Below are 25,005 nucleotides of genomic sequence, written 5' to 3'. Positions count from 1 at the left end.
CAACATGACGCCCAATCAGTACGAGCGGCAAGCGGTCTGACAATCACCGATTGAGGTGTCCGGAAAAAGTTGACCACTTCAATCTGGCAGAAACGCAGCACTTGTGGGAGTGAGCTTGCTCACGAAGGCGGCATTCCTGCCGCCGAAGATGTAACGAATGAGAAGGCCTCTTCGCGAGCAAGCTCGCTCCCACACCGCCTTTCAGGCCAGCCTGTCAGTCGAAAAACCGCCCCAACCGCTGCCTGAGCATGCGGTTTTCGGCCCTCACGTGTTCAAGCTCGTCGAGCAGGTTCAGCGCCAGGGCGACGCCGTCCCATTCCAGCTGCAATTCGTAATGCAATTTGACCGCGCGTTTGGCAATCGACAGCGCCGCGCTGTCGAACAGCCATTCGTCCGGCTGCCTTCCCTGGGGTTCGAGAATGCCATGTTCGACAATCTCGATGACGAAGGCGGCCGGCAGGTCGACCACCTGACAGAACTCCTGCATGTCGATGACCAGGGTGTTGCTCATGATCAGTTACTCCATTGAGCCCTCGGATTGAACGCGGCCTGCTCGGCCAGCTTCTCCCACAGCGCTTTGGTAGCCTCATCGGTGGATTTGGGCATGACGATTTTCAGTTGTGCGTACAGATCGCCGCGCTGGCCTTGCTTGTTCAACAGACCATTGCCTTTGACCCGTAGCCGCTGGCCGTTCTGACTGTCCGGGCGGATGGTCAGATTGATCTTGCCGGTCAGTGTCGGAACGGCGACCTTGGTGCCCAGCGCCGCTTCCCAAGGCGCGATCGGCACCGTGATGATCAAGTCGTGGCCCTCGACGTCGAACATCGGGTGCGGCGCCAGACGGATGATCAGATAGAGATCGCCCTTCTCGCCACCGGCCACGCCGGGAGCACCCTGCCCTTTCAAGCGGATGCGCTCGCCATCGGTGACGCCCGCCGGGATCTTCACGTTCAGCGTCTTGGTGATGTCCGCCATGCGTTGGCCGTTGGCGCTGTGCTGCGGCACCTTGAAGCTGATCTGCTTGGACTCGGTGGAGAGCGTCTCCTCCAGAAACACCGCCAGTTCCATCTCCACATCCTGCCCTCGACGCCCCGGACTCTGCGCCCGACCGCCTTGCTGACCACCACGATTGCCGAAGATAGAGCTGAAGAAGTCGGAAAAATCTCCGTCCTCGAAGCCGCCGCCGCCAAAACCCGGCCCTGCGCCCGCGCCGCCACGGCCCTGCCAGCCAGGCGGCGGCTGGAACCGGCCCTGACTGCCGTATTTGCGGATCTCGTCGTATTCGGCGCGCTTTTCCGGATCGCTCAGCGCTTCATACGCCTCGGAAGCCTCTTTGAATTTGTCTTCCGCGCCAGGCTCTTTGCTGACGTCGGGATGATACTTGCGCGCGAGCTTGCGATAGGCGGTCTTGATTGTCTTCTCGTCCGCCGTCGGCTCTACGCCAAGGATCTTGTAATAGTCTTTGAAGTCCATCTGACGGTCACCCAATTCTGGAATATCCAGCCCAGTCCGCACCGCGTTTCACATGTGAACGCTGGCAGCGTTGAACGTTGCAAGGTTATCGGCACGCAGTCGCGCGAAATGAAACGCTGTCCAGACCGGCCAAAAGCATTAAGAGTTGCCTGCTAGATTGGGGCTCGGGGCCGCAGTTCAAGACACGCGCGCGAAATAGATGCCCAGCGGCTGATAAACCGACGTTTCGCGCTACGCATCCGGCGCGCACTCGCATACACTGCGCGGCCGTTTTTTGACTGGTATGCAAAGCAGATGAGCACTCCATCCCCGGCCCGTGCCCTTGGCATCGATTTCGGCACGTCCAACTCCACGGTCGGCTGGCTGCGTCCCGGAGCGGAAACGCTCATCGCGCTGGAGGACGGCAAGATCACGCTGCCTTCGGTGGTGTTTTTCAATATCGAAGAGCGCCGCCCGGTCTACGGTCGCCTCGCCCTTCACGAATACCTCGAGGGCTACGAAGGCCGCCTGATGCGCTCGCTCAAGAGCCTGCTGGGTTCCAAGCTGATCAAGCACGACACCAGCGTGCTCGGTACGGCGATGCCGTTCAAGGACCTGCTCGGGCTATTCATCGGCGAACTCAAGAGACGCGCCGAAGCCTCGGCCGGTCATTCCTTCGAGCAAGTGGTGCTGGGCCGGCCGGTGCATTTCGTCGATGACGACGCTGCCGCCGATCAAGAGGCCGAAGACACCTTGGCCGACGTGGCGCGCAAGATCGGCTTCAAGGACGTTTCCTTTCAGTTCGAGCCGATTGCGGCGGCGTTCGACTACGAGTCGACCCTGGACCGTGAAGAGCTGGTGCTGATCGTCGACATCGGCGGTGGTACGTCGGACTTCTCGCTGGTGCGTCTTTCCCCGGAGCGTCGGTTGATCGATGACCGCCACAGCGACATCCTCGCCACCGGCGGCGTGCACATCGGCGGTACCGACTTCGACAAGCAGCTGAGCCTGCAGGGCGTGATGCCGTTGTTTGGTTATGGCAGCCGCATGAAAAGCGGCGCCTACATGCCGACCAGCACGCACATGAACCTGGCGACCTGGCACACGATCAACTCGGTGTATTCGCAAAAGTCGCAACTGGCGCTGGGCAGCATGCGCTATGACATCGAAGACACCCAGGGCATCGACCGGCTGTTCAAGCTGATCGAGCAACGCGCCGGTCACTGGTTGGCGATGGAAGTGGAAGAGACCAAGATCCAGCTGACCGAAGCGGACAGCCGTCTGGTGCCGATGGACCGCGTCGAACCCGGCTTGAGTGTCGACCTGACGCGGCAGCTGTTCGAATCGTCCATCGATGCGCTGCTCGAACGCGTGCGCGGTAGCGTGACGAACCTGTTGAATCAGGCAGGCGTGGGCGTGACCGATGTCGACACCGTGTTCTTCACCGGCGGCTCCAGCGGCATCCCGGCCCTGCGCAACAGCGTCGCCGCCATGCTGCCAAAGGCCCGGCATGTCGAAGGCAACATCTTCGGCAGCATCGGCAGCGGTTTGGCGATCGAGGCGAAAAAGCGCTACGGCTGATTCGCAGCTGTCTTGCCCTCAGTGGGACCGCATGCTCTTAGTGGGACCGCATGCACTTGTAGGACTGGCTTTAGCCGGGAAGACGCCGGGCGTCACGCCGCGAATCTTATGGCGCACCCATTGGCCTCTTCCCGGCTGAAGCCGGTCCCACTAAGACACCGCATGCAAATGTAGGACTGGCTTTAGCCGGGAAGGCGTCGGGTGTCACGCCGCAAATCTTATGGTGCACAAACCGGCCCCTTCCCGGCTGAAGCCGGTCCTACTAAGACACCGCGTGCAAATGTAGGACTGGCTTTAGCCGGGAAGACGCCGGGTGTCACACCGCGAATCTTATGGTGCACTAACCGGCCCCTTCCCGGCTAAAGCCGGTCCCACTGACCGCGTGCACATGTAGGACTGGCTTTAGCCGGGAAGGCGTCGGGCGTCACGCCGCGAATCTTATGGCGCACCCATTGGCCTCTTCCCGGCTGAAGCCGGTCCTACTGACCGCGTGCACATGTAGGACTGGCTTTAGCCGGGAAGGCGTCAAGCGTCACGCCGCAAATCTTATGGCGCACCCACTGGCCCCTTCCCGGCTGAAGCCGGTCCCACTGACCGCGTGCACATGTAGGACTGGCTTTAGCCGGGAAGGCGTCGGGTGTCACGCCGCAAATCTTATGGTGCACAAGCCGGCCCCTTCCCGGCTGAAGCCGGTCCTACTGACCGCATGCACTTGTAGGACTGGCTTTAGCCGGGAAGACGCCGGGTGTCACGCCGCAAATCTTATGGCTCACCCACTGGCCCCTTCCCGGCTGAAGCCGGTCCTACTAAGACACCGCGTGCACATGTAGGACTGGCTTTAGCCGGGAAGACGCCGGGTGTCACACCGCGAATCTTATGGTGCACAAACCGGCCCCTTCCCGGCTGAAGCCGGTCCCACTGACCGCGTGCAGCGGTGAAAAGGGGGCACATCTGTTGAGCACCAGTCGCTATACCAACTCCGCCCGGCGCAGTTCGCTTTTCAGGTACGCGTAATAAATCGGCCCTGCGACCACGCCCGGCAGGCCGAAGGCGGCTTCGAAGATCAGCATCGCCAGCAGCAATTCCCACGACTTGGCGCTGATCTGCCCGCCGACGATCCGTGCGTTGAGGAAATACTCGACCTTGTGGATCACGATCAGGTACCCCAACGCCGCCATCGCCACCCAGATCGACAACGACATGCCGACGATAAAGATCAGCGTGTTGGACATCAGGTTGCCCACCACCGGAAGCAGGCCCAGCAGAAAGGTCAGCACAATCAGGGTTTTGGTCAGCGGCAGGTGCACGCCACACAGTGGCAGGATCACCGCCAGGAAGATCGAGGTGAACGCCGTGTTCAGCAGCGAGATCTTGATTTGCGCGAAGACGATATTGCGGAAGGCTTGGGTCAGCAGGTGCAGACGCTCGAACAGCGCCGCCGCCAATGGCTTGCGCTTGGTGACATCGGGAATGCGCTGCAAGGCAATGATCGCGCCCAGCACCATGCCGATCAGCAGCGTCACGAACATGTGCGCCGCGCCCTTGCCGAGCAGTTGCAGCTCGCCGAGGTGCTTGGTCAGCCAGGCGCTGAGCGACACCTGAAACTCGGTGGCGCTGGCCGGCAGGTAGTTGTCGATGAAGGGCGGCAGCTGACCGCGGGCGCGGTCCACTAGAATCATGAATTTATCCAGCGACGCGCCGGGGTTTTCCGCTTCGTGCAGCAAAAAGCTGATCGCGCCGGCAAACAGCAACGCCAGTACGGTCACCACCAGAGTGCCCAGCAACGCCACCGCCAGCCACCGCGCGCGCTCGCCGGCAATCAGCCGTTGCAGCTGCGGCGTGAGCATGTCGACCAGCTCATACACCAGCAAACCCGCCAGCAGACTGGGCAGAAGGTTGAGCGGCAGGACCAGCAGCAACCCGCCGAACACGAGAATGCAACTGGCCAGATAGACTTGACGGGGCGTAAACGTTGGCATACAGCCTCAAAACGAGCGGCGTGAAGGATGGGCAGTCTGCCAGCGTTCTGAGTGGAGAACCAGCGACGCGAAAGCCCTTGAGGGCTCAAGCGCAAGGAGGCTGCGATTGCAGGCCAGATCATCGGCCGCAATCGCAGAAAGTACAGGGGCTGGCGCCGCTTTTCAGCGCCTGGAATCGGCTCGGAAAATTATTTCTTTTTAAGACAATCGCTCATGAATGCCTTGCGCGCATCGCCCTTGAGCGCCTGGGTACTGGCCGTGGCGTTGCAGGTTTTCATCTTCTCCTGCTGAGTGGCGGCAGGCGCAGGCGTGGCCTTCAGGCAGGTGCTCATGAACGCCTTGCGCTCGTCGCCCTTCAGGGATTTGGCCGAGGCATCGGCGTTGCAGGTGGTCATCTTGTTTTGTTGCGCGGTGGCGGCAAAACCCTGGGCGCTCAGCAGCAGGCCCAACACCAGCAGAGGAATACGCAGCATCGTCATCGGTTTTCTCCGGAAGCGCCAGGCACCTGCATGGCTTTCAAAGCAGTGTAGTCAAAGAATGTTGCTGCATATTTCTGCAAATGCACAGCGTGCGCTGGACGTGCGGACTGACAGGCCGATAATGGCGCCTCATTCAACAGCCGGTTCGCTCATGCAATACCTTTATCCACTGCTGACCGTCATGATCTGGGCGGGCAACAACGTCATCACCAAGGCCGCCGCAGGGCGTATTTTCCCGGCTGAAATCGGCTTCTATCGGTGGTTGCTGGCGGGGGTGTTGTTCACGCCGTTTCTGCTCGGCCCCGTGCTGCGCAACCGGGTGCAGATCAAACCCATCATTGGCAAAGTGGTGGTGCTGGGCGTCCTGGGCATGGCGATTTATCAGAGCCTGGCGTACTACGCGGCGAATATCACGACGGCCACCAACATGGGCATCATTCTGTCGCTGGTGCCGGTGATGACGCTGGGCATGTCGATCGCCAGCCTCGGCACGCGGCTGACTGCAGGCGCACTGGTCGGTGCAATTGTGTCGTTTGCCGGCGTCTTATGGGTGGTGTCACAGGGGAGTTGGAGCTTGCTGGTTGCCCATGGCATCAACGTCGGCGATGTGATGATGCTTGTCGCAACGCTGGCCTACGCGACCTACAGCACGCTGCTGAAGAAATGGCAGTTGCGCATGCCGCCATTGCAGCTGCTCTACCTGCAGATTCTGGTGGCGATCATTGCGCTGTTTCCACTGTTCGTGATTTCACCGAAGACTGGCTTGAACGCGAGCAACATTCCGCTGGTGCTCTATGCGTGCATCCCGACCTCGATGCTCGCGCCGCTGCTGTGGATGAAAGCGATTTCCATCCTCGGACCCAGCCGTACCACGTTGTTTTTCAACCTGGTGCCGATCCTGACGGCGCTGGTTGCCGCGCTCGCGCTGGGCGAGCAGCTGGCGTCGTATCACTTTATCGGCGGTGCCCTGACGCTGGGCGGGGTGATCCTGGCAGAACGCTGGACCACACCGCTGCGCAAGGCCGCGATCGATTAAACCTGTCTGTCGGATGAACCCGGCAGTCAGGCTTTGTCGTGATCCTCCGCAGCGTGGATCGACACATCGGTAATGCCCAGCACATGGGGCAGACCGATGGTGTCTTCACCGGTATCGAAGGGGTCATCTTCAACGGCCACGTTGTGCTTGAGCGCCAGCTCGTGCACAACCTCGATGATCGGCACGTCGAGGTTTTCAATCAGATCCACATGGTGCTCACCGGCCAGCGTGTACTCGATTTCATAAAGCTCTTTATCGCTCATCGCATCTCTTCCTACGCGACCTCACGGGTCGACTGATCACGAACTACGGCCAAATAAGTCAAAGACCGGCGGCTTTGAGACGCGCGGCGTGTTTCAGGAACCACCCAAGGGATTGGCTCCCTTGCCCACCAGACCGAAGTGCTGGTTGACGATGTCGAAATGGTCGAGCGGGTAGTCATCGCTGATTTAAACCAGGTGAGAACTGCATCTCCCGACCATGCCATCAGATTGACCTCGCTGTTTCGCGAACGTGCGAGCAATTTTCAGCAGGTGAGATTTGACGACAATCAGCCCAGGATGGCCCGGAATTGCCCCTAAGCGCGACAGGTGCGGGTAATGCCCCATCGCCATCAATTTGATCGAACTCTTTTGCCTCTCCAATGCTCCTAAGAGCAACGGGCCAACAATGGCCTTTTTCGCGGAGCGATTCGAATGTTCAAGCAATCCCTGGCAGTAGTGATTTCCATGGCCGCATTGGCTGGTTGCGCATCGACCACCCTGCCCAACCCGGTTGATTACGCGACCTATCGCAATGAGCCGCTGGTCAAGCAAGTCGAAGAAGGCATGACCAAGGAACAAGTCCTGACCATCGGCGGCACGCCATCGACAATTGTTCAGCGTCGCGCCCACCCCGGCACTTGCAACAACTACGTGCTGAATCGCGAAGGCCATCAGCAGGCTTACTACGTCACCTTCGACAACAATGGCCGCGTCAACAGCAAGGGCTTCATGACGTGCGAACAGCGTGACGCCAACGAACGCGCCATGTGATCTGACGCGATTGGTTTGAATGGATGAGTCCGCTCGTAGTCACTGACGCCGGTGCATCGCAAGGATGCCCGGCACTACCGTGATCGCGGGGGATTCGTCCTGAAGCACGCTCGCCCCGCTTTGCCCCACGCTGAAAAACCCCCGCGTCAAAAAGTCCCTCAACAAAAATCAAACTTTTGCCAGTGCCCACCACTCACACCTTAAGACCCCGATCCTGCCGGGCGCCTGCTTCAGGCATGGCGCAACAGAGCGCGACGGAAAAAAACCGGAACAGCCCTGGAGAAATCTGATGATCAATCTGCACCCAATGACCGATGTCGCCACCCTGCGAGAGCGCGCGCGCAAAAACGTCGAAGACGGCGCCGTCACTGAAGGCTACAACGGTGATCGTGATGAAGTCCTGCGTTTGCTGAACTCGTCGCTGGCCACCGAACTGGTCTGCACCCTGCGTTACAAACGCCACTACTTCATGGCCAAGGGCATCAAGTCTCACGCCGCGGCTGACGAGTTTCTGGAACATGCCAATCAAGAACTCGAACACGCTGACAAGCTGGCCGAGCGCATCGTGCAGCTGGGCGGCGAGCCGGAATTCAATCCGGACATGCTGAGCAAGAATTCCCACGCGCAATATGTGGCCGGCAACACGCTGAAAGAGATGATCACTGAAGACCTGGTGGCCGAGCGCATCGCGATCGACAGCTATCGCGAAATCATTCAGTACATCGGCGACCAAGATCCAACCACCCGCCGCATCTTTGAAGAGATCCTGGCGCAGGAAGAGGAGCACGCCGACGACATGGCCGACCTGCTCGACGGCCTCTGATACGCAACACGCAATGCAAAAAGCCAGGGCACATGCCCTGGCTTTTTTGTGGATAACTTTCAGGCGGGATGTTTAGGGTATACCGAGCTATTCGCGAGCAAGCTCGCTCCCACAAGGGCCAGATCAACCAGACGCTGAATCAGGCGCCGAACCCGGTTATGTGGGAGCGAGCTTGCTCGCGAAGAGGCCCGCACATCCGACCCATTTCAGGCGGCCGTGATGCCGCCTTCGCAAGCAAGCTCACTCCGACAGGACCGGGTACAACGCAAGCCCGCGCCGAAGCCGGGCATATTGTGGAAGAGAAGAAGGCACAGAATCCTGTGCCGAACTCACTTCACCGTTTTCGGCGCCTTGCCCGAGCGCATCTGCTCCAGCAACGCGGTGCACTGGTTAGGCGCGTCCCCGCTGCTCGGCGCTACGAGTGCCAGCAATCCCGCCGCCGGCCCCACTGCCGCGCCCAGCAGCACCATTCCCGCGCCACGCAGCAACAGCGGACCCGACTCCACACCCGCATTGGGCTTGCTGAACGGCCCGCGCACGTACAGCGGCGAACGCAGGGAGAAGACCCGGAAGCCTTTCGATTCAGGCGTGATCTTCATGTCCAGTTGCTCGGTCTTCAGGTTCGCCGTGCCGTCGACGTAAATGATCGCGTTCTCGGTATCGAACACGAACACCTTGGTGCTCGCCAGGCCGTCCTTGAAGCCCACATCAGTGGCCGCGCAGTTGATCTTCACGTCCTTGTCGCCAAACAGCTTGCCGACCACGTAGTTACCCACGTTCAGCCCGGCAATCTCCATCAGGCCACGGCTGACAGCGCCGTCGTTCACCAGCATTTTCAGCTCGCCGTTGGAGGTGCCCAGCAAGGCAGCGACCGAGTTGCCGCGGCCACTGAGATCGGCATCACCGTTGAGCTCACCAAAGCTGGTTTTCATCGGTTCGAAGGTCGGGAACAGCTGCTTGAGCTTGAAGCCGCGAGCCGACAACTTGGCGCGGCCTTCCAGCGGCTGGGTATGGCCGTTCAGTTTGATATCGGCGTCGAGCTTGCCGCCGGCGACACCGAAGCGCAGCGGCTGCAGGCTCAGTACGCCATCGTTGAGCACTACATGGGTGTAGAGATCAGTGAACGGCAGGTCGGCGCTCTGCACGATGCGCTTGCCGGTGAATTCAACGTCGGCGTCCATGGCAGCCCAGCGGTCGGTCTTGAACTCCTCGACCGGCAGCACTTTGCCTGTCGGCTGTTTGCTCTCGCCGCCGCGGGTCTTCTGCTCGGCGTTGGAATCGGCGCCGATCAGCGGCTTGAGGTCAGTCATCAGCAACTGATTGGACACCAGCGCGCCGGTCAGCTTGGGACGCGGTTCGCTCGCCACGAAGCCGAGATCGCCGTGGATATCGCTGTCACCGATCTTGCCGTTGAAACCCTTGTACTGAAACGACGCACCGGCCGGGTCATGCAGTTTGGCGACGAGGCGGCCATCGGTGGCGTACGGTGGGGAATCCGGCAGGGTCACGCCGGTCAGCGGATACAGGTTGCTGAGGCTGTCGCCGGACAGTTTCAGGCGCAGGTCCAGTTCACCGAGGTTCTGCGGATCGGTCACGGTGCCCGCGACGGCGACACGCAAGGCGCCCGCACTGACGTCGGCCTGTACCGGGAACGGCAGCGCGGCGTCTTTCAGCGCCAACAGCCCACCCACTTTGCCGCTGCCGTTGAGTTTCTGGCCGTGGTACTGGCCTTTGGCGCTAAAGCCGAAAGCGTAGTCCTGAGCCGAAGCGCCCTTGTCCTGGACCTTCTTCGCCTCGCTGCTGCCGACGATGTCGCTGTAGGGAATCGGCTTGCCCAGCGGGTCGATGACCACGTCGACCGCCGTGTTGATCTTCTGGTCGTTGTAGCTCACGAAGCCTTTGTCGAAGCCGATCGAGCCGATGTCCACCACCCAGCTCGAGGGTTTGGCGTTCGGGTCGCTCTTGGGCAGATCGAACACCCAGTTGGCGCGGCCATCGGCCAGACGCTCAATTTTCGCATTGGGCTCGGTCAGGTTGATACGTGGAATGACCACGCGCTGGGCCAGCAGCGGCAAGGGAGACAAGCGCAGATCGACGCGCTTGAGCGTGACCATCTGCGGCGTCTTCGACCATTCCGGGTTGCCGAATGCGATGTCTTCCGCCGACATATGCGGCCACGGCACCCAGGCGCGCCAGCCGCCTTCGTCGGGCTCACGGTGCCAGCTCACGGCCAGATTGCCGTTGATGGCGAAGGGGCGATGCAGTTCTGCAGACACCTTTTCATTGATGGTCGGCTTGAGCCGGTTCCAGTCGAACGTGGCGATCACAATGATCAGAATCACCAGCAACAGCAGCAGGATTGCGGCTGTCCAGGCGAAAATTTTACGGCCTCGCGTCATTGCGTCATCTCCCCAAAACCGACGCGCCGTCCAGGGCGCGTCTCGTACGTCGTAACGGTTCGACTGAGAAAAGCCGCGTGGGTTTGATGAAATCTGTATTCAGGGTCAGAAAAGTTCCGCCCCCCGCCCATACCGTACGTCCAGACGATCGCCACTGTTGATCCGAAACGCGCTGAGAAGCCCGCCCGGCAAGGGGTCCGCAGCCGCATCATTTCTGTCGATGGTCACCATCAGCCCGCTGAACTTCTTTATCCACAGGTCAGCGGTAAAATCGCCAGCACGTTCACACAACCCTTTACACCCGAGCATCCTTCCATGAAACGCCAATTGATTGCCCTGACCCTTTCCCTACTTGCCTCGAGCGCGTTTGCGATGCCTGCCAGCGAACAAGCGATCCTTGGCGAAGCGAAGGCGACGCAGCATTCCGGTTTGCCGACCGTTGCGCAGGACGGCCCGGATCGATTGATCAATCAATACCAGCGCGTTGCCGACAACGGCCCTGATCGCCTGATTCAGCAGTACCAGCGCGTTTCCTGATTCTTACCCGTTGCATCGAAAAGCTTCCCCGCTAAAGCCGGTCCTACAGAAACAACGCGGCGCTGGATTAGTGGGACCGGCTTTAGCCGGGAAGAGGCCGGTTTGAGCACCCTCAATCCGCCAGCATAAGCGCGAGAACCGCCCGGCCTTGATCGCCGGGCTTTTTATTGCCCGACGTGAAACCGGGTTCGACGCCACGCAAACGCATTTGCTAGAGTTGCGGCCCATGCCTTCATCAGATACACGCCCCATGCTGCCCCGCGCCGAACAGAAACAGCAGACCCGCCATGCCCTGCTCGATGCAGCCCGGGGCCTGATGGAGAGCGGACGTGGTTTTGGCAGCCTGAGCCTGCGCGAAGTGGCGAAAACCGCCGGCATCGTGCCCACCGGTTTCTACCGGCATTTCGATGACATGGACCACCTGGGCCTGGCGCTGGTCAGCGAAGTCGGCCAGACCTTCCGTGAAACCATCCGCCGCGTGCGCCACAACCACAACATCGACAGCGGCATCATCGACGCCTCTATCCGCATCTTTCTGGATGTCGTGGCCGCCAACCGCTCGCAGTTTCTGTTTCTGGCGCGCGAGCAATACGGCGGCTCGTTGAAAGTGCGTCAGGCGCTTGGTGCACTGCGCGAAGGCATCATCGCCGACCTTGCGACCGACCTGGCGTCGATGCCCAAATTCCAGCACCTGAACACCGACGACCTCTCGGTCATGGCCGACCTTGTGGTCAAGAGCGTGTTCGCCATGCTCCCCGAGCTGATCGACCCGCCGCCCCCGGCGTTGGCCGCACACCTGACCCCGCGCGCGAAAATCACCCAGCAACTGCGCTTCATCTTTATCGGCGCCAAGCGCTGGCAGGGACTGGGCAGCACCGAGTGACCCGCGACGCTTCACGGCTCTGCATTACGCCCAAACCCTTCACCCCGCACCACCGAAGTGCGTTGCTGCGACTGATGCACCGATAAGGCGCATCCGATAGCTCTGCCCATTCATCGCTGCACCGTATTCAGGCAATTTCTGCGCTGCACGCCTGTTGGCAAGGCACTTGCTCTAGCCCTTGCATCGCACATTGCTGGAAGCTTTCTGATGCTCGTCATTCATCAAAGAACCGAACCTCAGGCTGAATGGGCCGCAGAGCTGCATTTGATTTTCGAGGCCCGGAGCAAAAGCCGGCTGCGCTGTTTCAGTGCCGAAGGTGAAGACGTCGGGCTTTTCCTTGAACGGGGTCAGCCGCCGTTGCGTGACGGAGATTTCCTCAAGGCTGAAGACGGCCGGATCGTGCGCGTCTGCGCGCGCCCTGAACAGCTGATGCACGTGACGTGCAGCAACGCGTTCGAACTAACGCGCGCGGCGTATCACTTGGGCAACCGCCATGTGGCGCTGCAAGTGGGAGACGGCTGGCTGCGTCTGCTCGACGACTACGTGCTCAAGGCCATGCTCGATCAACTGGGCGCCACCACCGAATCCATCGAAGCGCCCTTCCAGCCCGAGCACGGCGCCTACGGTGGCGGCCATCACCACTCCCGCGCCGGTGAAGAAGACTTCAATTACGCACCGCGCATTCATCAATTCGGCGTGCGCACGTGAACGCTGCCTGGGCGCTGCTGCGTCTGGCGAGCCCGCAACTGCCGATCGGCGGTTACAGCTATTCCCAGGGACTGGAAATGGCGGTCGAGCAATCCACCGTTCACGACTCGGCCAGCGCCGCCCGCTGGATTGGCGACCAATTGCTGCTCAACCTTGCGCGATTCGAAGCGCCGCTTTTACTGGCGCACTGCACGGCGGCTGCCGAAGACGACTGGGCGACGTTGCTGCAATTGAGCGAAGGACACCGCGCCAGCCGCGAAACCCGCGAGCTGCATCTGGAAAGTCGGCAGATGGGTTACTCGCTGCAGCAATTGCTCAACGGCCTGCCGGAAATGGATCAGCCCGCACGGGATTTTCTGCAGCGCATGGGCGAGCCGCATCTGGCGCTGGGCTGGGCACTGGCTGCGCGCGCCTGGAAGATCAGTCCTCAGGACGCGCTCGCCGCCTGGCTCTGGAGCTGGCTGGAAAACCAGCTGGCGGTGCTGATGAAAACCTTGCCACTGGGGCAGCAAGCCGCCCAACGCCTGACCAGCGAGTTGCTGCCGCTGCTGCAGAACGCCCAGCAACACGCGACCGCGCTGAATCCTGAACACATCGGCAGCGCGCCATTTGGTCTGGCGCTGGCGAGCATGAACCATGAGCGGCAGTACAGCCGCCTGTTCCGATCATGAGGTGGCCGCCATCGGCGCAGCGCCTCGAACCGCACAACCTGCTTAACGGAGAGAACGAATGAACAGCCAACCTTTGCGCGTCGGCATCGGCGGTCCGGTCGGTTCCGGCAAGACTGCCCTGACCCTCGCGCTGTGCCTGGCCCTGCGAGATCGCTACAACCTGGCGGTGGTCACCAACGACATCTACACCCGTGAAGACGCTGATTTTCTGGTGCGCAACGAAGCACTCGCGCCTGAGCGCATCATCGGCGTGGAAACCGGCGGCTGCCCGCACACGGCGATCCGCGAAGACGCGTCGATCAATCTGGAAGCCGTCGACCAGCTCAATCGGCGCTTCGAGGGTCTGGACCTGATCATCGTCGAATCCGGTGGCGACAACCTGTCCGCGACGTTCAGCCCGGAGCTGTCGGACCTCACCATTTATGTGATCGACGTGTCGGCGGGTGACAAGCTGCCGCGCAAGGGTGGCCCCGGCATCTGCAAATCCGATCTGCTGGTGATCAACAAGATCGACCTCGCGCCACTGGTCGGTGCCTCGCTGGAGATGATGGACCGCGACACGAAGAAGATGCGCGGCGACAAGCCGTTCGTGTTCAGCAACCAGAAAACCGGTCACGGGCTGGAGCAGATCGTCGCGTTCATCGAGCGCCAGGGCCTGCTGACTGCGGCCTGATTCGTACATCTTAAGGACTCAAGGAATTCATCCATGAACGGCAAAAAAGTATTCGGCGCGTTGGCGCTGCTCCTCGTCCCGGCGCTGGCCTTCGCCCACCCCGGCCATGACGAAAGCGGTCTTGTGGCAGGCATCAGCCATCCATTGGGCGGCATCGATCACCTGCTGGCGATGATTGCTGTCGGGCTGTGGGCTGCACAGCAAAAAGGCGCCGCGCGCTGGGCGCTGCCGTGCACGTTTGTCGGCACCATGCTGCTCGGCGGCTCGCTCGGGTTTGAAGGGCTGGCGCTGCCTGCACTGGAAAGCGGTATTGCGGCCTCGGTGTTTGCTCTGGGCCTGGCGGTGGCGCTGGCGGTGCGTCCGCCGCTGTTCGTGGCCGTGGCGGCGACGGCGCTGTTTGCGCTGTTCCACGGCGTGGCCCATGGTCTGGAGCTGCCGGAGATGTCGAGCCCTTGGGGTTACGCCCTCGGTTTCGTCGGCGCGACCGCTGCGCTGCACGCGGCGGGTTACGCCGTGGTGCGCTTCCTGCCAACGGCGGCGGCCCCGGTCGTGCGGATCGCAGGCGCCTTGTCGGCGGCGACCGGCGTCTGGTTGTTCGCGGGCTGAATGACGCTGCGATAAAACCAGACCGCAGATATATGTCTACCGACAGGTCAATTGTGGGAGCGAGCTTGCTCGCGAAGAGGTCCGAACATCCGCTCAATCTTCAGCGGTTGAAATACCGTCTTCGCGAGCAGGCTCACTCCTACAGGGATCGCGTTTTGCGTTGAACGGCAGGCATTTCCGATACGGCTTGGCGGGGATCAATTGATCCCCGCTGCCCCGCTCGCCTCCCCTCCTGCTACCATGTCGCGCAATTTGCCACTGCCGTGACGCCATCCAATGCCTGACGCTTCCCTCCCCACCGCCAAGTCTGAACTGTCCGCCCTGTTCACTGAGCTGCAGCAGCACTTTATGGGCGTGGTCGTCCCGTTGTGGCAAGGCCCGGGGTGGAATGCCGAGATGGCCCTGCCGTTTGAGGCGGTCGACGCTCAGCATCGGCCTCTGCCGCCGCAGCGCTACCGGGCCATGGCCTGTGCGCGTCAGCTGTTCCTGTTTTCAAGCCTGATCGATCACCCCGACGTGCCCGACGCCGCTACCCGCGCAACCGCGCTGTTTCGTTCGTTGCAGCAGCATTTTCACGATGCCGAGCACGGCGGCTGGTTCTACAGCATTGATCCACAGGGCGCGCCGCTGGATTGCCGCAAGGATCTCTATACCCACGCCTTCATCGTCTTCGCCTGCGCCCATTACTGGGGCAAGGTCCGTGAGCCGCTGGTGGAGTCGGTGCTCAATGCCGCCCTGAACGTGGTCGCCGAACGCTTCGCCGATGGCGACGGTTTGTACGAGTCCGTGCTGGCCGAGGATTGGTCTTCGCTGAACGCCGGCCCGCTGCAGAACCCGCTGATGCATCTGGCCGAAGCCTTTCTCGGCGCACTGGCCGTGCGCGATGACGCTGACACGCGGGCGGCGCTGGATGGGCTGGTGGAAGCCATGCAACGACGCTTTGTCGATGTCGAGCACGGAGTGATGCTGGAGAAACCGCTGGACGCTGTGGATAACTGGTCCGAGCCGGGTCACCAGTTCGAATGGTTCTACTTGCTGGCGTCTTCCTCGCGGCTGCGGGGCACGCCGCTGTATCGCTCGCTGGAGACCGCGTTCGCCCACGCCGAGGCACAGGGCGTCGATCAAACGACGGGCGCGGTCGCGGCGATGCTGGAAGTGGACGGCTCCGTGAAAGACGGCACGCAGCGTATCTGGGCCCAGGCTGAATACCTGCGCGCGTTGACCTTGCGGCCTGATAGTGAGCACCTGCTGGCGCGTCAGTTGAACGCGCTGCAAGCGCAGTTCCTGCACCCCACCGGCTGGAACGAGTGCCTAGACAGCCAGGGGCAGATCAGCCGCAGCGACATGCCGTCGACGACGCCGTATCACCTGGCGACCTGCTACATCGGGTTGGCCGAGTATTTCAGCGGCTGAGCTGACTCCCTGATGGTCATCCCATCAGAGATTGGCGACGCCCCCTGTGGGAGCGAGCTTGCTCGCGAATGGGCAGGTACATCCGCTAAAGATTCAGCGATTGAAATGCCGTCTTCGTGAGCAAGCTCACTCCCACATGGACGGCGCTGCTTTCTAAAGCGCGCCGCCTGCCGGGCGGCGCTAATCAGCTAAAACCCTACTTACTTCTCCCCACGACTGCGATCAATCGCAAACCCGGCCCAGGTCTGGCTCACAGGCATCAGCTCCAGGCTGTTGACGTTGACGTGGGCCGGGGTGTTCATGATCCAGAAGATAGTGTCGGCGATGTCTTGGGGCTGGATAGGCTCTGCACCCGCATAGGTGGCGTCGTACTTGGCCTGATCGCCGCCGAAACGCACCAGCGAGAACTCACTCTCACACAGCCCCGGCTCAAGGTTGGTCACGCGTACGCCGGTGCCAACCAGGTCATTGCGCAAGTTCAGCGAGAACTGGCCGACGAATGCTTTCGTGCCGCCATAAACGTTACCGCCCGGGTACGGATAATTCCCCGCCACCGAACCAAGATTGACGATGCTGGCTCCGCGGCCGTAAGCGATGAGGCGTGAAAGCAGCGTGCGCGTCGTGTAAACCAGCCCTTTGACGTTGGTGTCGATCATGGTGTCCCAGTCATCCAGATCGCACTTGGGTGCGGGATCGATACCCAGCGCCAGGCCAGCGTTGTTGATCAGGCCACGAATCTTCGCGAATTCAGCCGGCAGGCTTTCCACAGCGCGCTCCACGCCTGCGCGATCGCGCACGTCCAGCGTCAGCGTGTGCACCTTGGTCTGTTTCGACAATTCAGCGCTCAGCGCCTGCAAGCGGTCTTCACGGCGACCGGTCAGCACCAGTGACCAGCCCGCCTCGGCAAAACGACGGGCGCAGGCTTCGCCGAACCCGGAAGTGGCCCCGGTAATGAATACGGTAGAGGTCATTTCTTTCTCCTGACTAAAGATGCGGGCTTATCAAGCCAAGCGGGAATGTCACGCAAGCTGCGTTGCGTGTAAGAAGGTTCTGGAGAATGCCCGCGCAGACAGGCCGGGATCAAGCACCATCAGCAACATCGTCATACAACTGCTTTGCTGTATAAAAAACAACCAATGGCTCCAAGGCCTTATGTCATCTGGCCTGCAGACACTTTTGCCCACCTTATCCACAGTCAGGCAACCATTTTCTGGGGGCAACTCGAAACGCCGGAAGTCCCGGCATACGGGGAGTGTGGGTAACTCGAACGATGTTTTTACTTGACCGGCCATGGGCCATCTGCCGTCCAATTCACCCTGGACTTGGGTGCGCGGACAGGAATGACGCGTCGAGGCCAGAGATTGCGCTATCTGCGGCGGTCTTTCCAACGGTTGCGCACAGACTTATCCACAGGGCGGCGCTGCCTAAAGACTGTATAAAAAACCAGCCAGGACAACGTTGACAAACCCCCGCAAAATACCAGCCGAAACGGCTGATCAAAAACTGATCAGAAGGCTGCAAGCCACGTAAACAAAGGCCTGCAGCCAGCTGCTGACAACTTATTCACAGTCACCTCCACAGTAAAACTGAACAAGTCAAAAGCGTGACAAAACAGCGATTTGCAGCGGCTATATGTCGCGTTTTCGCAACTGCCCAAAATTGTTTTCCACAATTCCACTTCCCCACAAAAAAGCCCCGGGAGTTATCCACCCGGGGCTTGTTTTAACAGCAGGATAAGGAATCAGTGACCGCCGAGATAGGCGTTCCTGACCTCCTCGTTGGTGAGCAATTCCTTACCGGTGCCGGTCAGACGGATCTCGCCGTTAACCATCACGTAAGCGCGGTCCGACAGCTTCAGCGCATGGTTGGCGTTCTGCTCGACCAGGAAGATCGTCATGCCAGTCTGCGCCAGCTCACGCAGCGTCGCGAAAATCTGCTTAACGATGATCGGCGCCAGACCCAGGCTCGGTTCGTCCAGCAACAGCAACTTGGGACGGCTCATCAGCGCGCGGGCGATGGCGAGCATTTGCTGCTCGCCGCCGGACATGGTCATCGCCCGCTGATTACGACGCTCCTTGAGCCGCGGGAACATCTCGAACATGCGTTGCATGTCTTCGCTGGCGTGTTTGTCGCCGATGGGGATGGTGCCCATCATCAGGTTCTCTTCCACCGACATGTCCGGGAACACGCGGCGGCCTTCCGGCGATTGCGCGATGCCGTTGGACGCGATGTAGTGGGACGACTTGTGGGTGATGTCGGTGCCCTGATAGATGATCTGGCCGCTGGCCGCGCGCGGCTGGCCGAAGATCGACATCAGCAGCGTGGATTTGCCCGCGCCGTTGGAGCCGATCAGGCTGACCGTCTCGCCCTCATCAATGTGCATCGAGACTTTCTTCAGGGCCTGAATCGGCCCGTAATACACGTCGATCTCTTTCAGTTCGAGGATCGGCTTACTCATACCAACTCCTCTTCATCAGCGCCCAGATACGCCGCGATCACTTTCGGATCGTTGCGGATCTGCTCCGGTTTGCCCTTGGCGATCACGTTGCCGTGGTCGAGCACGACGATGTCGTCGGAAATCCCCATGACCATGCCCATGTCGTGCTCGATCAGCACGATGGTCATGTCGTGATCGTCGCGCAAGTGGCGAATCATGCCGCTCAACGCCTCGGTTTCCTGAGGGTTCAGGCCTGCTGCCGGTTCGTCCAGGCAGATGACCTGCGGACGCGTGCACATCGCCCGCGCGATCTCCAGACGGCGTTGCTGGCCGTAGGAAAGCTCGCCAGCCAGACGGTTGGCGCAGTCCACCAGATCCACCACTTCGAGCCAGTAGAACGCGGTGTTCATGGCGTCGTCTTCGGCCTTGCGATAGGCCTTGGTGTTGAGAATGCCGGCAAGCATGTTGCGATTGACCCACATGTGCTGTGCGACCAGCAGGTTCTCGACGACGGACATTTCCTTGAACAGGCGAATATTCTGGAAAGTTCGCGCAAGCCCCGCACGGTTTACCAAATGTGTGCCGCCGAACATCTTGTAGTACAGCCGGCTGCCGAAGCGCTTCGGCGAAGCGAAGTCGGCGGCGCGAAACTGCTCGCCGAGCAACTGAATGACGTTGGTTTTCTTGCCCCGCGCATTGAGCTCAATGCGCCCGCCGGTGGCTTTGTAAAAGCCGGTCAGGCAGTTGAACACCGTGGTCTTGCCGGCGCCGTTCGGGCCGATCAGGGCGAAAATCGAGTTGCGCCGCACTTGCAGGCTGACGTCGCTGAGGGCCTTGATGCCGCCGAAGTGCATCATCAGGTTTTCGACGGACAGAACGATTTCGTCGCTCATCACGCGCCCTCCACTTTGGCCAGCACGCCTTTGCGTGGCTGCACGCCGGTACGGCTGATGCGAATCAGGCCACGGGGACGCCAGATCATCATCAGCACCATGAGGATGCCGAACAACAAGACGCGGTATTCCGCGAAGCTGCGCAGCAGTTCCGGTGCGACGGTCAGCACGAACGCCGCGATGACCACGCCGACGGTCGAGCCCATGCCGCCGAGCACGACAATAGCGAGGATCAGCGCCGACTCGAAAAAGGTGAACGAGGTCGGGTTGACGAAGCCTTGATAACTGGCGAAGAACACCCCCGCCAGACCCGCCGTCGACGCGCCGATGGTGAAGGCCGACAGCTTGACCAGCACGTGATTCAGGCCCATGGAGCGGCAGGCGATCTCGTCTTCACGCAGCGCTTCCCACGCGCGGCCTACCGGCATGCGGGTCAGGCGGTGTTTGACGTACAGCACCGCCAGCACCACCAGAAACAGCACGGTGTAGATGAAGATGAATTTCAGGTCGGGGTTGTATTCGAAGCCGAAGTACTCGTGGATCGGGATGCCGCCGTCTTTGGCGCGACGCCCGAATTCCAGGCCGAAGAAGGTCGGCGAAGGCACCGGCACGCCGTTCGGGCCGCCGGTGAACGACAACCAGTTATTGAGCACCAGACGAATGATCTCGCCGAAGCCTAGGGTCACGATCGCCAGGTAGTCCCCGTGCATGCGCAGCACCGGAAAGCCGAGGATGCAACCGGCAAGCGCCGCCGCAATCGCCGCCAGCGGCAGCGCCGACCAGAACCCCAGGCCCAGATACTGATAACCCAGCGCCAGGCCGTACGCGCCAATTGCATAGAAGGCCACATAACCCAGATCCAGCAAACCGGCGAGGCCGACCACGATATTAAGGCCCAGGCCCAGCAGCACGTAGATCAGGCCGAGGATCACCACGGTCAGCACGTACTTGTCAGCGAAGATCGGGAAGATCACTGCGATGAGAATCATCAGCGGAATGATAAAACGCAGGCGCGTCTTGTAACCCGGCGGCAGCACGTGCACGCCGGAGCCCGAGCTTTCGAAGCTCTGCGCGATGGCCACGCCCTTCGGCGTCTGCAGGAACAGGCTCATGAAGAAACGACCGACAACGACAACGCCGACGAGCACGGCGACGCGGCCCGGCTGCAGGTTGAAGCCGTAGCCGTCCAGCACGATGCCGACGATCGGGCCGAACACGATCAGCGCCAGCAGCCCGGCGATCACCGCGTCGATCAGGCTTTGTTTGATATCAATGGGTTTAGTAGGTGCAGACATGGTTATACCTTCGCCACAAGTGGCCGACCCAGCAGGCCTTGGGGACGGAAGATCAGAATCACTACCAGCAGGCCGAAACTGAACACATCTTTGTAGTCGGAGTTGATCAGCCCGGAGAACTGCGACTCGGCAACCCCCAGGATCAGGCCGCCAAGCATGGCCCCCGGCAACGAACCAATGCCGCCGAGTACCGCTGCGGTAAACGCCTTGATGCCGATGACGAAGCCGGCGAAGAAGTCGAAGGTGCCGTAGTTCATGGTGATCAGCACGCCAGCCAATGCCGCCATGGCCGCACCAATGACGAAGACGTAGGAAATCACCCGGTCGGTGTTGATGCCCAGAATCGAGGCCATCTTGCGATCCTGTTGCGTGGCGCGGCACATCCGGCCCAGCTTGGTGTATTTGATGATGTAGGTCAGTACGCCCATGCCGACGAAGGCAGCGATCAGGATGAAGATTTTGGTGTAGGTGATCTGTACGAAACCGCTGCCGACATCGAAGCGCATGGCGCCTTCGAGCAGGGTCGGAACGCCTTGCTGGCGTGGGCCCTGAGCGATCTGCGCGTAGTTCTGCAGAATCAGGGAGATACCGATCGCGCTGATCAGTGGCGCCAGACGGGTCGAGTTACGCAGCGGTTTGTACGCCACTCGCTCGATGACGAAACCGTACACACCGGTGACCACGATGGTGAAGATCAGTGTGCCAAGAATCAGAAAGGGGAATGACTCAACGCCGAAGAAAGACAGCACGGCAAGGCCGATGGCTGCGAGGTAGGCGGAGATCATGTACACGTCGCCGTGGGCGAAGTTGATCATGCCGATGATGCCGTAGACCATCGTGTAACCGATGGCGATCAGGCCATAGACCGAGCCCAGTGTCAGGCCGTTGACCATTTGCTGCAGGAAAATACCGTCCATCACGCACGCTCACGAACTTGAAAGGCCGACCTGGCGCGCGCGACCATTCCCTCGTGAGGAATAGAGCGGCGCACACAGTGGCAACAGAAGAAATCCGGCGCCGCCGTCAGACAGCGCCGATTACCGGATCAGACTGTTTCCCGGCTCACCCCCGGGACACAACCGATCCGACTAAGCGCTTAACTCACTTCTGCTTTTCGAGCTGGTGGTATTTGCCGTCCTTGTCCCACTGGTAAACCACGTAGTCAGAGACTTTCAGGTCGCCCTTGGTGTCCCAGGCTTTCTCGCCCATGACGGTTTTGACCGGGTGAGCCTTGAGGAACTTGGCAGCGTCTTCCCCTTTGTTCGACTTGGCGCCGTTGAAGCCAGCGGCCAGGGCCTGAACCGAAGCGTACGCGTATAGGGTGTAGCCTTCTGGCTCGTAGCCGGATTTGCGGAACTGCTCAACCACAGCCTTGCTGTCTGGCAGCATGCGCGGGTCGGCGCCGAAGGTCATGTACACGCCATCGACGTATTGCGCGCCGCCAGCGGTGGTCACCAGTTCGTCGGTCACGACGCCGTCGTCAGACATGAATTTCACGTCTTTCAGGCCTTGTTCACGCAGCTGGCGAACCAGTGGACCGGCTTCCGGGTGCAGGCCGCCGAAGTAAACCACGTCAGCGCCAACGGAACGGATCTTGGTGACCAGGGCGCTGAAGTCTTTCTCGCCACGGGTCAGACCTTCTTCCAGCACAGGCTTCACGCCGCGAGCGGTCAGCTGCTTGGCGGTGGCGTCTGCCAGGCCTTTGCCGTAGGTGTCCTTGTCGTTGATGACGGCGACTTTCTTGCCCTTGAGCACGTCGACGATGTAATCGCCGGCCACGATGCCTTGCTGATCGTCACGGCCGCACATACGGAACATGGCGCTCAGGCCGCGCTCGGTCACGGTCGGGTTGGTGGAACCTGGGGTGATCGCGATGATGCCGGCTTCGTCATAGACTTCCGACGCCGGAATGGTCGAGGAGGAGCAGAAGTGACCGACAACGCCGGCAACTTTGTCAGACGCCGCCTTGTTGGCAACGGCAACGGCCTGTTTCGGTTCGCACGCATCGTCGTAGGCGGTCAGGACGATTTTATCGCCGTTGACGCCGCCCGCAGCGTTGATGGCATCGGCAGCTGCTTGAGCGCCCTTCATGTATTGCTCGCCGAACGAGGCATTGGCGCCAGTCATCGGGCCAGCAACGCCGATCTTGATGTCGGCTGCCTGCGCAAATGAAGCCGCACCCATGGCAGTAGCCACGGCGAGTGCAAGAAAGCCTTTTCTGTAGAACGTCTGCGACATGAGTTGGTGCTCCTGGGTTTTTTAATTAGCACTGCGACCACGAAGCTGCTGCGAGCAAGTGGCGTGCCATCGGTTTTTTATTCTTGAGAAACTCGTCGTTTTGTCGCTATCCGACTGATTCCTGCCCTTTTTCACGGGCCGTGCAACCGTCTAAACCGCGCAAGGTGCAACCTTGCGACTTTAAAAGAGCAACCGCAGGGAAGCAGGCGCGCAACCGCGCCGCCTTCACCTGTACAACCCTGTTGTTACAGCCTGCGTCACCGAACTGCACACCGTCGGTGCGGATCCGCTACGGGACGCACCATTTGAGGGTAGTGAATGTAGGAGAAATCGTTGTTTTGAAGAGAAAATTCTTCTCAGATCACGATTCTGAGGCACTGGCCCGCATGGTATAGCGAAAAGCCAGCCTCGTACAAAGAACTGCGCAGTCCAACGGCCGCCAGCGGCTGCATCTGCGCAAAGGGGATGGGTAAGACACTGGCGTTGCCGCTGCACAGATAATCGGCGAAGGCTTTGCCAACCACCGTCCCTGTGGTGTTGCCGCGTCCGTTGTAACCGGTGACAGCGACCAGTCCTGGTGCAGGCTCGAACATTCGCAGCAAGTGATCGGGCGTGAACGCGATGCAGCCGGTCCATGTGGATTCCCACTCCACCGGTTTGAGGTACGGGAAATAATGCTGTTGTACGCGATCGGCCCACGCCTTCAAAAACCAGCCGGGCTTCTGATTGCCATTGCCCAGACTGCCCAACAACAGCCGACCATCCGCATCGCGACGAATGCTGCTGAGCACCTGCCGCGTGTCCCAGGAACCCTGCCCGCCTGGCAAAATCTGCCGGGCAGCGTCTTCGGTCAGTGGCGCCGAGGCCACTTGATAGTAATAGCCAGGGAAAAAGTTGCGTCGCAGCTCGGTCCACTCGCCCTCGGTGTAGGCGTTGGACGCGATAACAACTTGCTCGGCAAGCACCGCGCCGTTTTGGGTGATCACGCACCAGCGCGAGCCCTGACGTTCAAGGCGTTTGACCGGCGAGTGATCGAAACGCTGACCGCCCAATTGCGCGACGGCCGCCGCCAGCCCGCTGGTATAGGCCATCGGGTTGATGGTGCCGGCGCGGTGATCGAGCAAGGCGGAGGTGATCTCGGTGGTGCCGGTAGCTTCCTGACAAGCCTTGCCAGTGAGCAATTCCACAGGCGCGCCGCGACGTTTCCATTGTTCCTCACGGCTGCGCAGGTCCAGCTCACCCTTGGCGTTGTGGGCCATGTGCAGCGTGCCTTTGCGCGTCGCCTGACACTCGATGCCGTACTTTTCGATCAGGCTGAACACCAGCGACGGCGCATTGCCGAGCATGGTGTTGAGCTGGCTGCCGACTTTCTCGCCGAAGCCGGCTTCAATCTCGTCAGGCGGAATCCACAGGCCGGCGTTGACCAGTCCTACGTTCCGGCCGGACCCGCCCTGCCCGGTGCGATGGGCTTCGACGACCGCGACGGTCTTGCCCTGCTCAAGCAGATGAATGGCCGCCGACAAACCCGTGATGCCTGCGCCGATGACGCACACATCGACAGTCACTTCCCCGCGCAACGCGGGCGCTTCCGGCCTTTGCGGCGTCAGCGTTTCCCACAGACACTCTTCGCGTAACGGCATCGCAAACCCTCGGAAAGAGACAGCCAGACCTGATCGTTCCCACGCTCCGCGTGGTAATGCAGCCGATGACGCTCCGCGTCACTACAAGCAGGCGCAGAGCGCCTATCGAGGGCGTGCCCACGCAGAGCGCGTGGGTACGATCACCTAAATCTGTGGGAGCGACCGGGGTGGCGCTCCACCTTGCTCGCGAATGAAGTCAACGCGGTGCGATGACTACACTCCGTCACT

24 protein-coding genes and 1 pseudogene are annotated in these 25,005 nt (G+C 60.8%); 11 read left to right on the top strand and 14 right to left on the bottom strand.

The window, feature by feature from the left end; translation table 11 throughout:
* Positions 1 to 214: 214 nt before the first annotated feature.
* Both IFT47_RS15785 and cbpA read right to left on the bottom strand, forming a co-directional pair.
* Positions 215 to 511: a chaperone modulator CbpM gene (locus IFT47_RS15785; protein ID WP_192171060.1), complete on the bottom strand. Its 297-nt coding sequence runs from the start codon at positions 509 to 511 to the stop codon at positions 215 to 217.
* A 2-nt stretch (positions 512 to 513) separates the two neighbouring features.
* Complete coding sequence (gene cbpA / locus IFT47_RS15780) at positions 514 to 1,473, bottom strand: curved DNA-binding protein (RefSeq protein ID WP_192171061.1); 960 nt, start codon at positions 1,471 to 1,473, stop codon at positions 514 to 516.
* Positions 1,474 to 1,767: 294 nt separating this feature from the next.
* Between cbpA and IFT47_RS15775 the strand changes: the two genes are divergently transcribed.
* A complete protein-coding gene (locus IFT47_RS15775; protein ID WP_192171062.1) occupies positions 1,768 to 3,033 on the top strand; it encodes an Hsp70 family protein in 1,266 nt (421 codons plus the stop codon).
* Positions 3,034 to 4,001: 968 nt separating this feature from the next.
* On the opposite strand, the gene IFT47_RS15770 is transcribed toward IFT47_RS15775, so the two are convergent.
* Positions 4,002 to 5,012, bottom strand: a complete 1,011-nt coding sequence (locus tag IFT47_RS15770; RefSeq protein WP_133774480.1) for an AI-2E family transporter — start codon at positions 5,010 to 5,012, stop codon at positions 4,002 to 4,004.
* Positions 5,013 to 5,200: 188 nt separating this feature from the next.
* Complete coding sequence (locus IFT47_RS15765; protein ID WP_192171063.1) at positions 5,201 to 5,491, bottom strand: PsiF family protein; 291 nt, start codon at positions 5,489 to 5,491, stop codon at positions 5,201 to 5,203.
* Positions 5,492 to 5,642: 151 nt separating this feature from the next.
* Here IFT47_RS15765 and IFT47_RS15760 point away from each other — a divergent pair, with 151 nt between their 5' ends.
* Positions 5,643 to 6,527 (top strand): DMT family transporter, encoded by an 885-nt coding sequence (locus tag IFT47_RS15760; RefSeq protein ID WP_192171064.1) that lies wholly within the window; start codon positions 5,643 to 5,645, stop codon positions 6,525 to 6,527.
* Between the two features lie 26 nt (positions 6,528 to 6,553).
* On the opposite strand, the gene IFT47_RS15755 is transcribed toward IFT47_RS15760, so the two are convergent.
* On the bottom strand, positions 6,554 to 6,790 hold the full coding sequence (locus IFT47_RS15755) for a hypothetical protein (RefSeq protein ID WP_037015625.1): 237 nt from the start codon (positions 6,788 to 6,790) through the stop codon (positions 6,554 to 6,556).
* A 58-nt stretch (positions 6,791 to 6,848) separates the two neighbouring features.
* Positions 6,849 to 7,048, bottom strand: a pseudogene (locus tag IFT47_RS27635) (triacylglycerol lipase); the annotation flags it as partial.
* A 174-nt stretch (positions 7,049 to 7,222) separates the two neighbouring features.
* Here IFT47_RS27635 and osmE point away from each other — a divergent pair.
* Both osmE and IFT47_RS15745 read left to right on the top strand, forming a co-directional pair.
* On the top strand, positions 7,223 to 7,561 hold the full coding sequence (gene osmE / locus IFT47_RS15750; RefSeq protein WP_192171065.1) for an osmotically-inducible lipoprotein OsmE: 339 nt from the start codon (positions 7,223 to 7,225) through the stop codon (positions 7,559 to 7,561).
* A 289-nt stretch (positions 7,562 to 7,850) separates the two neighbouring features.
* On the top strand, positions 7,851 to 8,384 hold the full coding sequence (locus tag IFT47_RS15745; protein ID WP_192171066.1) for a ferritin-like domain-containing protein: 534 nt from the start codon (positions 7,851 to 7,853) through the stop codon (positions 8,382 to 8,384).
* A 329-nt stretch (positions 8,385 to 8,713) separates the two neighbouring features.
* Here IFT47_RS15745 and IFT47_RS15740 read toward each other — a convergent pair whose 3' ends face one another.
* On the bottom strand, positions 8,714 to 10,783 hold the full coding sequence (locus IFT47_RS15740; protein WP_192171067.1) for an AsmA family protein: 2,070 nt from the start codon (positions 10,781 to 10,783) through the stop codon (positions 8,714 to 8,716).
* Between the two features lie 315 nt (positions 10,784 to 11,098).
* On the opposite strand from IFT47_RS15740, the gene IFT47_RS15735 reads away from it, so the two are divergent.
* The 7 genes from IFT47_RS15735 to IFT47_RS15705 all read left to right on the top strand — a co-directional run bounded on the left by IFT47_RS15735 (position 11,099) and on the right by IFT47_RS15705 (position 16,274).
* Positions 11,099 to 11,320: a hypothetical protein gene (locus tag IFT47_RS15735; protein WP_122533791.1), complete on the top strand. Its 222-nt coding sequence runs from the start codon at positions 11,099 to 11,101 to the stop codon at positions 11,318 to 11,320.
* A gap of 250 nt (positions 11,321 to 11,570) precedes the next feature.
* Positions 11,571 to 12,203 carry a TetR family transcriptional regulator gene (locus IFT47_RS15730; protein ID WP_192171470.1) on the top strand — a complete coding sequence of 211 codons (633 nt, stop codon included), beginning with the start codon at positions 11,571 to 11,573 and terminating at the stop codon, positions 12,201 to 12,203.
* A 207-nt stretch (positions 12,204 to 12,410) separates the two neighbouring features.
* Positions 12,411 to 12,911 carry an urease accessory protein UreE gene (gene ureE / locus IFT47_RS15725; RefSeq protein ID WP_192171068.1) on the top strand — a complete coding sequence of 167 codons (501 nt, stop codon included), beginning with the start codon at positions 12,411 to 12,413 and terminating at the stop codon, positions 12,909 to 12,911.
* Complete coding sequence (locus IFT47_RS15720; RefSeq protein ID WP_192171069.1) at positions 12,908 to 13,582, top strand: urease accessory protein UreF; 675 nt, start codon at positions 12,908 to 12,910, stop codon at positions 13,580 to 13,582. Before ureE ends, IFT47_RS15720 begins: the two co-directional genes overlap by 4 nt.
* Positions 13,583 to 13,640: 58 nt before the next feature.
* Complete coding sequence (gene ureG, locus IFT47_RS15715) at positions 13,641 to 14,255, top strand: urease accessory protein UreG (protein ID WP_037015648.1); 615 nt, start codon at positions 13,641 to 13,643, stop codon at positions 14,253 to 14,255.
* Between the two features lie 33 nt (positions 14,256 to 14,288).
* Entirely contained in the window at positions 14,289 to 14,861 is a 573-nt protein-coding gene (locus IFT47_RS15710) for a HupE/UreJ family protein (RefSeq protein WP_192171070.1), read from the top strand.
* Between the two features lie 276 nt (positions 14,862 to 15,137).
* Entirely contained in the window at positions 15,138 to 16,274 is a 1,137-nt protein-coding gene (locus tag IFT47_RS15705) for an AGE family epimerase/isomerase (RefSeq protein WP_192171071.1), read from the top strand.
* A gap of 200 nt (positions 16,275 to 16,474) precedes the next feature.
* On the opposite strand, the gene IFT47_RS15700 is transcribed toward IFT47_RS15705, so the two are convergent.
* The 7 genes from IFT47_RS15700 to amaA form a co-directional block, all read right to left on the bottom strand.
* Entirely contained in the window at positions 16,475 to 17,245 is a 771-nt protein-coding gene (locus IFT47_RS15700) for an SDR family oxidoreductase (RefSeq protein ID WP_192171072.1), read from the bottom strand.
* Between the two features lie 770 nt (positions 17,246 to 18,015).
* On the bottom strand, positions 18,016 to 18,732 hold the full coding sequence (locus IFT47_RS15695) for an ABC transporter ATP-binding protein (protein WP_065987777.1): 717 nt from the start codon (positions 18,730 to 18,732) through the stop codon (positions 18,016 to 18,018).
* Complete coding sequence (locus tag IFT47_RS15690) at positions 18,729 to 19,604, bottom strand: ABC transporter ATP-binding protein (RefSeq protein WP_192171073.1); 876 nt, start codon at positions 19,602 to 19,604, stop codon at positions 18,729 to 18,731. Before IFT47_RS15690 ends, IFT47_RS15695 begins: the two co-directional genes overlap by 4 nt.
* Positions 19,604 to 20,899: a high-affinity branched-chain amino acid ABC transporter permease LivM gene (gene livM / locus IFT47_RS15685; protein ID WP_192171074.1), complete on the bottom strand. Its 1,296-nt coding sequence runs from the start codon at positions 20,897 to 20,899 to the stop codon at positions 19,604 to 19,606. The genes IFT47_RS15690 and livM overlap by 1 nt, the downstream gene beginning before the upstream one ends.
* Positions 20,900 to 20,901: 2 nt before the next feature.
* Positions 20,902 to 21,816, bottom strand: coding sequence for an ABC transporter permease subunit (locus tag IFT47_RS15680; RefSeq protein WP_037015668.1), 915 nt, complete (start codon positions 21,814 to 21,816; stop codon positions 20,902 to 20,904).
* 184 nt (positions 21,817 to 22,000) lie between these two features.
* The gene (locus tag IFT47_RS15675; protein ID WP_192171075.1) at positions 22,001 to 23,137 is read right to left on the bottom strand and encodes an ABC transporter substrate-binding protein; all 1,137 of its coding nucleotides are present in this window, start codon (positions 23,135 to 23,137) and stop codon (positions 22,001 to 22,003) included.
* Positions 23,138 to 23,493: 356 nt separating this feature from the next.
* Entirely contained in the window at positions 23,494 to 24,777 is a 1,284-nt protein-coding gene (gene amaA, locus IFT47_RS15670; RefSeq protein WP_192171076.1) for an L-pipecolate oxidase, read from the bottom strand.
* Between the last annotated feature and the right edge of the window lie 228 nt (positions 24,778 to 25,005).

Origin of the sequence: Pseudomonas sp. CFBP 13711, assembly GCF_014842265.1 — a bacterium.
In the GTDB taxonomy this organism is placed as follows: Bacteria; Pseudomonadota; Gammaproteobacteria; order Pseudomonadales; family Pseudomonadaceae; genus Aquipseudomonas.
Note: the sequence above shows the minus strand (reverse complement) of the source record. Positions and strands in the feature narration are given on the sequence as shown.